The organism is Bacillus sp. EE-W1, from assembly GCF_009760835.1.
Classification (GTDB): Bacteria; Bacillota; Bacilli; order Bacillales; family Bacillaceae_G; genus Bacillus_A; species Bacillus_A wiedmannii.
Genome location: NZ_WIPE01000143.1, coordinates 1 through 12,086 on the forward strand (window position 1 = coordinate 1; position 12,086 = coordinate 12,086).

General features: G+C 32.1%; 14 protein-coding genes and 2 pseudogenes. 13 read left to right on the plus strand and 3 right to left on the minus strand.

Annotation, left to right across the window (positions count from 1 at the left end):
- Window positions 1-64: 64 nt before the first annotated feature.
- Entirely contained in the window at window positions 65-619 is a 555-nt protein-coding gene (locus tag GFJ36_RS28550) for a MerR family transcriptional regulator (protein WP_098230609.1), read from the minus strand.
- A 1,107-nt stretch (window positions 620-1,726) separates the two neighbouring features.
- The gene (locus GFJ36_RS28555) at window positions 1,727-2,695 is read right to left on the minus strand and encodes a Replicase RepFR55 (RefSeq protein ID WP_098230608.1); all 969 of its coding nucleotides are present in this window, start codon (window positions 2,693-2,695) and stop codon (window positions 1,727-1,729) included.
- 669 nt (window positions 2,696-3,364) lie between these two features.
- On the opposite strand from GFJ36_RS28555, the gene GFJ36_RS28560 reads away from it, so the two are divergent.
- Window positions 3,365-4,495 (plus strand): AimR family lysis-lysogeny pheromone receptor, encoded by a 1,131-nt coding sequence (locus GFJ36_RS28560; RefSeq protein ID WP_098230632.1) that lies wholly within the window; start codon window positions 3,365-3,367, stop codon window positions 4,493-4,495.
- A 387-nt stretch (window positions 4,496-4,882) separates the two neighbouring features.
- Here GFJ36_RS28560 and GFJ36_RS28565 read toward each other — a convergent pair whose 3' ends face one another.
- Entirely contained in the window at window positions 4,883-5,275 is a 393-nt protein-coding gene (locus tag GFJ36_RS28565) for a helix-turn-helix domain-containing protein (RefSeq protein WP_098230607.1), read from the minus strand.
- A gap of 146 nt (window positions 5,276-5,421) precedes the next feature.
- Here GFJ36_RS28565 and GFJ36_RS28570 point away from each other — a divergent pair, with 146 nt between their 5' ends.
- The 12 genes and pseudogenes from GFJ36_RS28570 to GFJ36_RS28625 form a co-directional block, all read left to right on the plus strand.
- On the plus strand, window positions 5,422-5,631 hold the full coding sequence (locus GFJ36_RS28570) for a helix-turn-helix transcriptional regulator (RefSeq protein WP_098230606.1): 210 nt from the start codon (window positions 5,422-5,424) through the stop codon (window positions 5,629-5,631).
- A gap of 260 nt (window positions 5,632-5,891) precedes the next feature.
- Window positions 5,892-6,254: pseudogene (locus GFJ36_RS28575) on the plus strand (MSCRAMM family protein); the annotation flags it as partial.
- A gap of 107 nt (window positions 6,255-6,361) precedes the next feature.
- The gene (locus tag GFJ36_RS28580; protein WP_098230605.1) at window positions 6,362-6,820 is read left to right on the plus strand and encodes a type IV secretory system conjugative DNA transfer family protein; all 459 of its coding nucleotides are present in this window, start codon (window positions 6,362-6,364) and stop codon (window positions 6,818-6,820) included.
- A gap of 40 nt (window positions 6,821-6,860) precedes the next feature.
- Window positions 6,861-7,436, plus strand: a complete 576-nt coding sequence (locus tag GFJ36_RS28585; RefSeq protein WP_098961648.1) for a TraM recognition domain-containing protein — start codon at window positions 6,861-6,863, stop codon at window positions 7,434-7,436.
- 103 nt (window positions 7,437-7,539) lie between these two features.
- Entirely contained in the window at window positions 7,540-7,788 is a 249-nt protein-coding gene (locus GFJ36_RS28590; protein ID WP_098230603.1) for a hypothetical protein, read from the plus strand.
- A gap of 555 nt (window positions 7,789-8,343) precedes the next feature.
- On the plus strand, window positions 8,344-8,787 hold the full coding sequence (locus tag GFJ36_RS28595; protein WP_097953417.1) for a hypothetical protein: 444 nt from the start codon (window positions 8,344-8,346) through the stop codon (window positions 8,785-8,787).
- A 29-nt stretch (window positions 8,788-8,816) separates the two neighbouring features.
- Window positions 8,817-9,041 (plus strand): hypothetical protein, encoded by a 225-nt coding sequence (locus GFJ36_RS28600; RefSeq protein WP_098230602.1) that lies wholly within the window; start codon window positions 8,817-8,819, stop codon window positions 9,039-9,041.
- Window positions 9,042-9,066: 25 nt separating this feature from the next.
- Window positions 9,067-9,375, plus strand: coding sequence for a hypothetical protein (locus GFJ36_RS28605; RefSeq protein WP_002060493.1), 309 nt, complete (start codon window positions 9,067-9,069; stop codon window positions 9,373-9,375).
- 107 nt (window positions 9,376-9,482) lie between these two features.
- Window positions 9,483-9,938, plus strand: coding sequence for a hypothetical protein (locus GFJ36_RS28610; protein ID WP_098230601.1), 456 nt, complete (start codon window positions 9,483-9,485; stop codon window positions 9,936-9,938).
- Between the two features lie 74 nt (window positions 9,939-10,012).
- Window positions 10,013-10,249, plus strand: a complete 237-nt coding sequence (locus tag GFJ36_RS28615; RefSeq protein WP_000505836.1) for a hypothetical protein — start codon at window positions 10,013-10,015, stop codon at window positions 10,247-10,249.
- A gap of 51 nt (window positions 10,250-10,300) precedes the next feature.
- Window positions 10,301-11,387 (plus strand): annotated as a pseudogene (locus tag GFJ36_RS28620) (hypothetical protein).
- A 15-nt stretch (window positions 11,388-11,402) separates the two neighbouring features.
- On the plus strand, window positions 11,403-12,086 hold a 684-nt coding region (locus GFJ36_RS28625), incomplete at its 3' end, for a hemagglutinin (RefSeq protein WP_157349843.1).

Here is a 12,086-nt window from a genome sequence, read left to right on the forward strand (position 1 = left end):
AAAAAGCGGTAATTACCGCTTTTTTTATTTGGGATATGTATTTGATAGAAAATGTAGACCCCAATTAGTTTCGATTAAACAAACGTTGAATGAACGTTTTCTTGGTGTTATCCTGTTGTTCTTGTCGATCTTCATTTAACAATTGAATTGTTTTATCTAGTTTTTCTTGTAGTAATTGAATTTGCAAATCTTTTTCTTCTTTTTCTGATCTTTCTTGTAATAATAAATTAATAATATCTTGGTTTTGTTGTACAATTTTTTCTTGTTGGTTAAACATATAAGAAAACTTATCTTGAATTATTGAAATATCCGTCTGTGAACGTTTCTGAAGTGTTACTTCAGTATCGATTTCTTCCTGAACGCTATCCGTTTTTTGTGCGTTTTCTTCAACTATATCAATGCTTCGCGTAGCGGCCTCTTCTAATTTCCAGTTTTGATTTAGGTATTCCTTCATTTGTTTTAAAATATCTATATCATTTTCATAATAAATTCGTTGGTTACGTTCATTTCTTTCAAATATGTACTCCATTTTTTCTAGTTCAATTGACCATCTACGAAGTGTATTAGTATTAATATCTAGTTGCTTTGCTACTTCTTGTGCAAAATATCCATATTCCAAATTTTACACCTCCATTATTTGTGTGTTAGATATTCTTTCTTTATTAGTAGGATCATTCCTCTAATAATAGAGACTTTTATAAGGCTACAAGGTAAAGGACTTTACTACCTTCAAAAGGATTCCTGAGCAGATACTTGTCTTTTTAGATTAGTCTATGTATCTAATATTAAAGTTAATTAAATTATAAACGCTATCCGTTTTAATAACGTTCACTTTTGAAAACAAGAAAATATTTATTAAACAATACAATAATTAAAGGCTTACTTGAAATTTTATTATTAGAAGTTTGATTCCGATATAAGAATTTTACTAGATATATGTGTAAGAATCAAAGCTTTCATTAATAGAATTAGCATCTAGCTAATATTTTTTCAATTTGAAATACATGAAAAGTTTGTAAGGGGATCTTTTGGAACGCTATGCGTTTAAGTAGCGTTTTACTAGTAAAAAATAATATTCAATTTAAAAAAGGGATATTTCTATAAGCTATTTTTGGTTCTTAAAACGACTTAATCTTCGTCAAAAATAGCTTATAGGATGTTTTAAAATTTTCAGAATGCATTCAATAGCTAGTGATATTCTTATAATACTATATAGAAGTAGGGGAAAAGGGGAAGCATCCCCATGGATTCAATTTATAATAAATAGAATTTTATCAGATTTTAGGGAAGCCAATAACAAATATCTACATAATTATTTATATATTTTGTAAGTTGAATCGGATTCCCTAAAATTAGACAAAACAGAATGAATTCCAGAATGCTATATTAAATAAATCTTGTTTTAAAAAGTAAAACCAATAAAAACATTAGAATAAATTAAGATGCCTTTAGACTTACTCTGACAAGCTATTCAGGATTTTCTCTTAGTAAATTTCAAATGAAATTTGATAGTTAATAATGAATTAACCATAAATAAATTATGGTTAATTGTATACGTGAATTGCCCAGAACTTCATAGAAAGGTTCTATAAAATGATTTGTATTTTGAAGTTTCTTGTGTCGAAAAACAAGAAGTTTCTGACCTTTTATAAGAGGACACGACAAATAGCCTTGCTATATTGGATCTTTTTAAGCAAGACTAGATACTAGTATGATTTTTTAAAAATTAATTACTCTCTTCTAAGAAATTATAGAAAACAAATTCTCTTTTTTTATTTGTACCATGTAGTGATTTCTTTTCTATTGTGTTCTGATTTCTTCGTTCCCAGTTTTGTTTAGATTTTTGTCCAAACATTTTTATAAAATGCGCGGGATTACTATTTTGAGCTTCATTGTATTGAAACCATTGCACACATTCTTCGAAATCCCATCTAGCATAGCGGTCGATATAAGGTGGCATCCTTAAAGCAATTGTGTATGCATCCTTTTCACTAAGGTGATTTAGTTCTTGACTTAAAATGTAGTAATAAGCCTTTTTCTGATCCTCACTAAGATAGTCATGTAAATCTTGTAATCTGTTATTCTTTTCTTTTAATTTACAATCCGTATTTGATTTGTCTTGTTTGTATACGCTGAAAATATCTACAGAATTAGACGAGACTTGTATATCATTCTTTATGTCTTCGTGATTGGCTACAACAGTTTTCTTAAAGAGTTTTTCACTTAGAAATTCAGTAAAAGTAGAGCAAACATCAATTGCTACAGCCCATTTTACCTTGAAGTATTCAATAATTTTTAAATAGTTGTTATGTATGGTTAAGATGTAAATTGAAGGGGCAATCTTACCGTGTCTTCGTACTTTAATTTGTTGGCATACTCCCAGATCTTGCAACCATGCTAACACATAGTTAATGACAGGTTTTGAAATACCCGATTTTTTGCTAATATGATCTTGCTTTACTTGGGAATATCCTTCTTGTACTAGGTACGATAAAATTGTTTCTAAAGCTTCATATTTACGTTTTGTGAGGTAATCCTTCGTAGTAACACCTTCATATTCTAGGACAATATTATCAATGTCAGTAGTAACTTTCTTAATTGATTGATTAATAGCCCCGGTTTTCTTTGATAGGTGATTGATGTGGGGACTTAGTTCCGATTTTGCACGACTAAGCAAAAAGTTTTGTAGAATCACAAAAAAAACCTCCTATTTTCCCCACTAAACACATACAGAAAGAACATGGAAAAATAGAGGTTCTTATTCACATTAAATTCACTTTATGTTATAATCATTTTCATAAGTGAACATTATAAAATGTTAAATAAGACCCTAACTATTCTAGGAGTTTTAAATTGGTTCATGTCGCCAAACTAGAGACCAACTTAAAACTGTGTATAGTGGGTTTTTTTTTATGTTTATATATTTTTAAAAATTATTTTTTCTTCAAAATACAATCTTTCTATCTATCTTATATTGTTATTAAAATAATATCAATCCCCTCAAGTAGCATTTTTTATCCCATCTGTAAAATACATTTAAATTTATTCATTCAAACTCATCTGAATTTAAATACTTGTACCATCTGTATTTTTTGAATTTTCTGATAAAAAAATATAAAATTTTTGAATGGGCACTTTACAAATAACGATAAGACCTTCGTGTTAAAATATTTCTAAGTATACAATTTATGAGAAAAATATTAAGTAATATAATGACAAGTTTTGATTACCCGATTATTAAAGTTAATTATTAACCTCCAAGAATATATAAAAATATTACACTATAGATTAAAACATCTATTTAATAATTTATATTGGGTGATGTGTCTTGTGCTTGGAAGGGGGCTTTACATTGGAGAATTTAATGGGGAAATTGTCGAAAATTAAAGCTGAAAAGAAAATAAGTAGTAGACAACTCGCAAAGGAAATCGGAACAAGTAAAACAACAATTGATAACGGACTTCAATGTAAAACAGAAGAGTTTAAATTTGAGGTTTTTTTAAAGTTAGTTCAAGCCATTTGTGATAGTTCGGAAGAGAAAAGAAAAATCATTCATGAATATATTCTTCTTTGTAAAACACCATTAAATGTACAAAAAGCATTATGCTATTGCCAAGCAATGGGAGAATACAAAGTAATAGCAGATATTATAGAAAAGCATGCGGATACAAAGGGATTAAAGAAATACATAGCGGTTTATAAAATACAGAATAAAAGAAATCAAAACATAGCAAGAGGTCAGCAACTTCTGGATGAGATGTATACCAAAGATTTCTCTTCAGATACAGTGTGTCAAGCAGCCTTAAATATTTTATATATGGAAGCTATGTATGATAAGCAAAATTATAATGCTGTTATTCCTTATGCTGATCGTACAGATGTCATTTTAAAAGAAGTGAAACAAGAGTACGTAAAGAGATGCTTGGAAATGAAATATAAAGAGCGACTGGCATATATATATTTAATGAGAAATGACTTAGATAGATGCCGCAATACATGTTATGAAATTTTAGATTCTGAATTGAATATTTCCATTATCAAGGCTACAGCTTGGTGCTGTTTAGGAGAAAGTTTCACGTTTGAATGTCCATCTACAGCTGAGAAGTATATCAAGAAAGCCATTTCTCTTTGTGAAAGTATTCAAGTTCCACAAAAAACACAAAAGTATTTAGCGTTTCATACTACACTAGCACATTTGTTTATAGAAAATGGTATTAATTTAGATGAGATAAGATTTGATCTTATTCATTCATCTGAGAAGGCTTTTTTTGAATGTATGCATGGTGATTGGGAAAAAGGAAATAAACTCTATGAAGACTTGAGAAAAGATGGTAAAAAATTCACGGCTTTCCAGCAGTATTCGTTTTCAAAAGTAAATAATGATATAATAGGATTAAAAGAATCGTTAGAATCTTTCGAATTAACAGGTAATGTTTTTTATTCGCAATACGTCAAGAAGGAGCTATTAAAAGAAGAGGTGAAGTCAAGTGAATAAATTTTTAGTGGTTACGTTATATACCGTAATGCTATTGACATCGTTTTTTCAATTTGAAACACCAGATTCACAAGATGCAAAGGCGCAAGATACAAATAAGTATGTTATGCAAAGGATGGTAGACCCCGGTGGGGGTTAAGCCGTTAAAGTACGAAAGACGCTACTAAAAAGTAGCGTCTTTCGTACTTTATAATGGTGGTTCATTATTATAAAGCGTAAAAATTTCGTGCCACTAACACATAAAATTCACGTAAAATATGGGAGGGTTACAAAATGAATCTTAATCAAGAGTGGTTTAATGAAATGATTAACCAGGATAATAATATTTTAGAAACTTATCGTGAATTATTACTTTTAATTGGAAATTTTCAAGAAGAATAATGTATTTCAGCTATGTTTTAATTTATTTTTAGTCTCAATTCTATGCGTTAAGTATTTTGCATACTCAATTAACTCATTTTCTAATAATGGTTTATCTTTATCAGGAATATTTTTATAACTTTCATACAAATCTTGTGCTAAACGTTCTACAATTAATTTTCGATCTTCTGTTGTAAGAGCTTCACTATCACCAATTTTATGATTTAGGAGTCGATCAGTACTTACATTAAAATATATGGATATCTTTTGGAGCATTTCAAAACTTGGCTCTTTCCTATTATTTTCCCAATTGGAAATAGTACTACTAGCGACTCCTAAAACATCACCAAGTTCCTTCATATTTAGTCCTTTAAGTGTTCTTAGAATTCTAACATTTTCTCCGAAATAATTTTGTATCATCTATTTCACTCCAATCTATATATTTACTTTAGGGATATTTATTCATTCTGAAAGTGAAAATAATTCACTATCGGGATAAAAAAGTTTCCTTAAAGGATTGACATTCTACTTTAAGGAGAATAGAATGTGATTAAGGGGGTGATGAATTGACAGTTATACGCAATGTTAGAGAATCAAAAGGGTTATCAATTCAAGAGCTGTCGGATGCTACTGAAATACCTTTGAAGACTCTGTATCACATTGAAACTGGTACAAAAGGAGTTATTGAATATAGGGCAAAAATTCTTGCTGATATTTTCAATGAGCCAATTGAAAAACTGTTTTTTGCTACGTACTATCGTGCAAGATTAGAATGAAACAAATTTCATTTACTCATTAAACAATAATTATACTTCTATATTGTAAATGAAAAATACAGAAAAGGGATAACATAATTACTTTTTTTAAGTTGATAAATCTGAAAATTTAGTTTTTTTGATCTCTAAAAACTGCATATCATATTAGGAAGCTGTTAGTCATGTTGAAACGTTCGTGTCAAATACTACTCATTACAATGAGTGCGCTCTTTGTAGCATGAAACCTCCTATTTCCGGCAACAATAAATTTCCGAACGCTGAAGCTTCCATATGGAAAATACACGTATAAAGAAACATTCGCACCAGAAGGATATTTACTGAATGAAGAAATGTTCTCATTTGAAATTAAAGAAGATGGTCAAATTATTAAGCACACGTTGAAGGATCAGAAGAAACCGCCACCACCTACTCCAGAGACAACACAAAAACTAGGGCAACGAGAAGCGCCACAGCCACAGGTACCGGAACAGCTAAAAGTAACCGAAAAACCTATCATTCCTCAACTAGAGACACCGCAATAAATTATTATGAAACCACCCCTAGAACAAGTACCAATGAAAATCGAAACGTATCTTCCGACAACAGGCGGTAAAGCCAAAAATCAATACATAAAAACCCGTTAGGCTTTGCTATTGGATGTCGGAATGTATGTATACTCGAAATGCCCATTTAGACAGTTGATTTTTTCTAGAGGGCAAGATGTAAGAAACCGAGAGGGAGATGATATAAGATGTCAGAAATCTATGTCGGTAAAATGAAAAATTTAGGGAAACTTGGGGAAGACGTTATGCAGCGCAAGAGTGCTTGGTTGTCTGAAGAATTGAAGCAAGCAATTTCAATCGCTCAAACTGTAATTAAACCATTAAAGCAACATGATTATTGGATAGAATCCGCTACAAAACTATTGGCAGGAAGTATTTTGTATCTGGATCAACGGCATAAAAACCTATATTACCTAGATGTGAAAAAAGCTATTGAGTTCACAAAAAAATTATATGAAAGTGGGGCAAACTTGGTAGAAGTAGTGGATTCGCTTGAAAAGGAGCATCCAGCGTACCGTATATTTCAAGAGCTAGGTTTTCATTCAGAAGAAACAAGGGATACGATAATTGTTACATTGCTACACATTCTTGAAAAACATCAACGTGAAAAGCAAGGGGAACAAAAAGAGTATTTTTGGTTTCAGTAGTAGTCAGAAGAGGAAAATGAAATAGGAAGGAGTGCAATACATGTTAGGCTTAGTTAAGAAGTATACAAAGGTGAGTAGAGCGTTGAAAGAACTGAATGAAGGGGGAAAGGTTGCAGGTGTCATAAAAGCTCGTTTTGGAGCTTATAAATCGGTCATAGAAGGTGTGAAGGAAACAGCCGATGATTTTATTTTCATTTTTGATCCGAAAGGCATCTTTTATGAAGATACCCATCACGAAAAACGAAAACAAGGATATCACATCATCAAACATGATTTACTAACTGATTATGAAATGCTTGAAATGGATGTAAAGCAAAAATCGGTTGTGTATATCAGTATCGAAACGGAAACAAGTACGTATCAAGAGAGAGGAGAAGCATTATCAAATTTTCTTCAATATCTAACAGAATGCAAGAATATAAGACCGATTCACCTGGTATTTCATCAATATGATTTGTACCCGATCCCTCATATGGAGCAGTTTTTAAAAGAAAGCGCAACATACCACATTCAGCATTCAATCGTAGTTGAATCTCAATCCGCATTACAGCACATATACGGAAAAGAGGCAGCGCAACGCATCATAACCTCGTATAACACAACAATCCTAGCATGATATGAAGCACTCGTTCACTATTTCATCCTATCTAGATGGCTAGAAAACTAGACAAGGGAGAAGCGACTTTCTCCCTTCTTTATCAAAAATAGGAGGCGTTCATATGGGAAAAGAAAAAAGACTCACATTTTATGATATTGCGGCATCACAAGCTCATAGTGTTAAAACTTTTGATGGAAAAACATACGAACTGAAAGGTACCATCGCAATTGAAAATAGCACAGGAAGCATTGAAAAGGTGGCTCAAATTTATTATCAAGTGCGCTCGGTTAGAGATAAACATCAAAACTTAATTGCTAAACGAAAAAATAAACATGCTGAATTAGTAGCTGTCAAACAAAAATGTAAATAAAAAAAGCGATTTTGAAGTGTGCTGAGAACATAGCACAAAGTAAGTTGTTCTTTGACAATTTAGATATATATTGTGTATCTCTTCCTTTCAGTAATGATGTAGAAAGGTGAAATATACAATATATATGCGTGCCTCCCCTCAAAAGGTCACTAGAGGGGTTAGGTATACGATTATCGTTGGGTGAGTAAGAACGTAAAACGCATCTGTGACCAATGGAAAATACATTGTATCAAAAATCTGTTTGCGCTAGTGATCGTGAGGAATATCCCATTTTGACATTCTGAAGAAGCGATGAACCATACAAACAGTAGATACATAAGGTTCTACGTTCATGCCAAAATACGTAGTGCAGTATTGGGCCTATAGAAGCTAGGTCGGGGTTAGTTTCTATACGCATGCCAATACAGGGTTCGTCATTCCAGCCATAAATGATATTTCCATTTTCTATCCCACTTTCCTTTAAATGTTATAAAATAAAGACAGATGTTGAAGTTTAAAAATGTCTCATCACACTTCAAAATCGCTTATTAAAATATGACATAGGGAGGAACATGCATGAGTCGTAAAGGGTGGATCATTTCCGCTGTTGTTGGACTGTTAATTGCAATTGGTATTGGTTCAACATTTGTCTTTAGTTCGGGAAAAGGGGAAGTAATGGGACTTAGTCCGTTAGAAATGAAGAAGTTCATGAGTGAAGATGGCACAGGTTTTGTTATGCTAACATCTAACATGAGACATAGTGAAGAGTGGATCTTCCTTGTAAAAAAAATAGCTGAAAAAGAAAAGATTGAAGTAAAAGGTTTAGATGAAAATCGTGACGATATTCCAAGTACAAGTAACCCCCATGATTGGGGATTATCGCAAAGAAGGGATACTCTTGCATATTATGAAAAAGGTAAGGTAAAAAAAGAGATTAAATTTACAATTGATAAACTTTCGGAACTTGAAAAAGATGTTACCTATTTTGTTCAAAATTGCAAAGAGCAATATCAGAAGTAATCACATAATCATTGAAAGGTGGTGATATAGTGGCAATTACACAGAGGGAATTAAAAAAAGAAAAAGATATGGTAGCAAACCTATTAAGAGCCAATGGTCAGGATTATAACCATTGGCTTCATTTACATCATCAGAAATACATTGAAGAAAATCAAGATTTAGTAATGAAAGCTTTACAAGCTTATAAAGCAATATCAACAGAAGTAAAAGAAGACAGTAAGCCGAATGAGTTAAGTCAGCTTAATAACGTATAAGCATCTAAAAATGAAAAGGGAGTGAATGTATATGTTGGAAACAATAGCTCAAATGTTAGTGTTAGGTGATGCGATGGATGGTCTAATTAATACAGGGAATTCATTTATTACATGGATGCAAAGAGGGGCGATGGTTAGTACAGCGATTGTATTTTGCTGGGGTGCTTATCTATTAATTTGGGGCGGTGAACGAGGAAGACATAAATGTATTTGGTGGTTTCTTGGTGGGGCAGGCGGACTCGTTATTGTAATGGGATGCCAATACTTAGCAGAGAGCGTAAATAGCAATGTGAAATTTGGTCAAATCTTATTCCCGTTTCTTTGGATGAAATAGTGAAAAAATATAATTAAGGCAATGAGGAGGCTATGCAAAGGGTATGGCTTTTTTTGTTGCCTTTTTTTATTAGAATTTGAATTTTATAGAAAAAGAGAGGGGTTTTGATGTCTTTAATTATTAATTTTGATAAGGATCGCTATTTTACATTTATCAAAAAAACATGTGAAGAGTTTGAAGTGCCTAAAGATTTATATTTGAATTGGATGGAGAAAATGAATGGCGATAAAATTGTAGTTAGCCCAACATTCGGTCAGAATGGATTCCCTTTTCGTCTCCAAAAATATGAAGAGGGGAGTTTAGAAACAAGCGTTATCGCAATTCAATTTAATACATTCAATTTTCAAGATCTTACTATCTTATGGGAATATCGAAAATTTGGATATCCAGAAGGTAAACTTTATGCGATCGAAGGAAAACGAAAATATTTAAATAAAGATGAATTAGCGTTTTACATTAGTCAAGGATACAAATGGACTGAAAAACTCAATCCACCAATAGCTATAAACTTTTCGCTTGCGAAGAAAGGTATATTTTATTCATCATATAAAGATTTTAAATAAAGTTTGATTTGGAACGTTGTATATTTGAGTGAATTTAATACAATTTGAATTTGATACAAAAAGGAGGATGAATTATGGGGTTTATCGTACAGTCCTTTAAAGAGTTTTATAGTAATCCAATAGGATTCTACTTGATCGTGGCACTGATAGCTATGTTAGTATTTACTGTTTGTTATTTTATTTTCATGTGTATGGTGTCAACTGAGCGAGCTTTTGATTTTTTAGGCAGGTTGTTAAGAGACCTTTTACCATTAGCGTTTTTATTTGCTGTCTTCCTTGTAATAGGTTCTTTTTTGTACTATGCATTTTGAGATCAATCGAAATGAAAGTAAATATAAATTAAATGGAAGAAAGGAGAAGCCATGTTTGTCATTTTTAAGAGTAGCAATGGAACAGAAATTGAGTCGGGTAAGCAATATTCGTTTCATGAAGCTTATATCTTAACGAAGCGATTAGAACGAGTTTATAGAGAGGCAGGGCGGCAAGAACATATTGATTTTGATTTGTTAGATGGTCATTCCAATGAAATTTATAACGGTACGTTATCACTTGGTTCGAGATATGCAGATCATATTTTTGATCACATTTCTAAAAAAATGAATGTGATGCAATTAGATCCGGAACAAGAGGAACAAAAAAAGGAGTTGTTAGAAACGTTAGAAAGGGAAATCAATGATTCTCCTTTTCATGAAGAATATGAATATCAAGAAGAATTACCGGTAAGGAAGGAAGAACTCTCTTCTGGTCCATCGAATGAAATAGAGCCACAAGTAAAGCCTGGAAAGGAAAATAGAAAAGGATTTAAGATTATTGCGAGTGTTATAGGGAGCATGGTGTTAATTGGAGCGGGTGCCATATTTGCCTTTAAGTTATTCTCTTCCGATACAGTTTCGAGTGCAAATGCTGGTTCTGAACAATATGTAGTAAAAGGATTACAACAGGCAGCCATTCAACAGTATGGAGAAGCCGTTAAATACTTCGATAAGGTCAATTACACAGAATTAGATAAAGATAGTCAGAAGGCAGTTTTATTTACTTATTTACTAAATGGAAAGGCAAATAAGGCATTACAATATGAGCCGAAATTTGCAGAAAGTGTGGTTGCTTATTTTATTGGGATAGACAACATGAATAAAATCAATGAAATTGATGTCAAAAATGATGTAATCGACTTTGAAAAAGCAGCACTTAATAAGAAATATGAGGAGGTAATTAAACTTAAAGGGAAAGTCAATATGGACGGTAGACGTGAAAAACTCATTGTTGAAGCTTTTGTAAATCTAAAAAAATATGAAGATTGTTATTCTTTTGCCAAAATGCAAGGGAAATAAAAACGTAATGAAAGAGGTCAAAGAATTAGAGAAACGGGATATTCAACAATCTACGATAAGTGAAGAAGAAAAGAAAGCTAAGATTGAAAAAATTGATAAAGATATACAGAACATCTAAGGGGGAAAGAATAACATGCCTTTAAATTATGAGAATCTGTACAAAAAAATGGGAATTGTTTTTCTTGGTGGTTCATTGATATTAAGTACGACAGGTTGCAGTTGGTTTGGAAGTAAGGAATCATCAAAAAGTAAAACAGCTATTACAAAAAAGGTAGATAAGAATAAACCGGATGAAAAGAAAGAAGATCTGAACAAACATGATTTTGAAGCAATTACAGAGAATGCAATTCAAAGTAAGTATAATGAAGTTGCTTATGTACTCGAAGAGCTGGATAAATCAAAAATTAATTTTAAAGAAAAATCTATTGTAAGTAATCTTCAAAATGGAGATGAAACCACTTCTCGTGTTCTAGCACTCTTTGATAAGGAAACAACAGATAAAACACTTCAAGATACAACAAAAGATAATGTGATTGCAGCTATTACGGATAATAAGCCACAAGTCAGCGTGAATGGAGATCATTTTGCATTTGGCGATCAAAATATTGATTCTTCAGTAGCGAGTATAGGAGATATTCTTCCACCAGAGAAGAAACCAGATGCAATTGTGAACCCACCAATTATAACGGAGGGTGAGAATGGTAATACGGGAAATACAGGGACAGAAAAACCAAAGCCACCAATAGAGCCGGAAAAACCAACAAATCCAGAGAAACCGACAGAACCGGAAAAACCAACAGATCCAGAGAAACCAACA

What these genes read in the sequence shown, in the direction of transcription:
- GFJ36_RS28560 (WP_098230632.1), top strand. Translation starts at nt 3,365, where the DNA reads ATGGGGAAATTGTCGAAAATTAAAGCTGAAAAGAAAATAAGTAGTAGA.
- GFJ36_RS28565 (WP_098230607.1), bottom strand. Translation starts at nt 5,275, where the DNA reads ATGATACAAAATTATTTCGGAGAAAATGTTAGAATTCTAAGAACACTT.
- GFJ36_RS28580 (WP_098230605.1), top strand. Translation starts at nt 6,362, where the DNA reads ATGTCAGAAATCTATGTCGGTAAAATGAAAAATTTAGGGAAACTTGGG.
- GFJ36_RS28585 (WP_098961648.1), top strand. Translation starts at nt 6,861, where the DNA reads ATGTTAGGCTTAGTTAAGAAGTATACAAAGGTGAGTAGAGCGTTGAAA.
- GFJ36_RS28590 (WP_098230603.1), top strand. Translation starts at nt 7,540, where the DNA reads ATGGGAAAAGAAAAAAGACTCACATTTTATGATATTGCGGCATCACAA.
- GFJ36_RS28595 (WP_097953417.1), top strand. Translation starts at nt 8,344, where the DNA reads ATGAGTCGTAAAGGGTGGATCATTTCCGCTGTTGTTGGACTGTTAATT.
- GFJ36_RS28605 (WP_002060493.1), top strand. Translation starts at nt 9,067, where the DNA reads ATGTATATGTTGGAAACAATAGCTCAAATGTTAGTGTTAGGTGATGCG.
- GFJ36_RS28610 (WP_098230601.1), top strand. Translation starts at nt 9,483, where the DNA reads ATGTCTTTAATTATTAATTTTGATAAGGATCGCTATTTTACATTTATC.
- GFJ36_RS28615 (WP_000505836.1), top strand. Translation starts at nt 10,013, where the DNA reads ATGGGGTTTATCGTACAGTCCTTTAAAGAGTTTTATAGTAATCCAATA.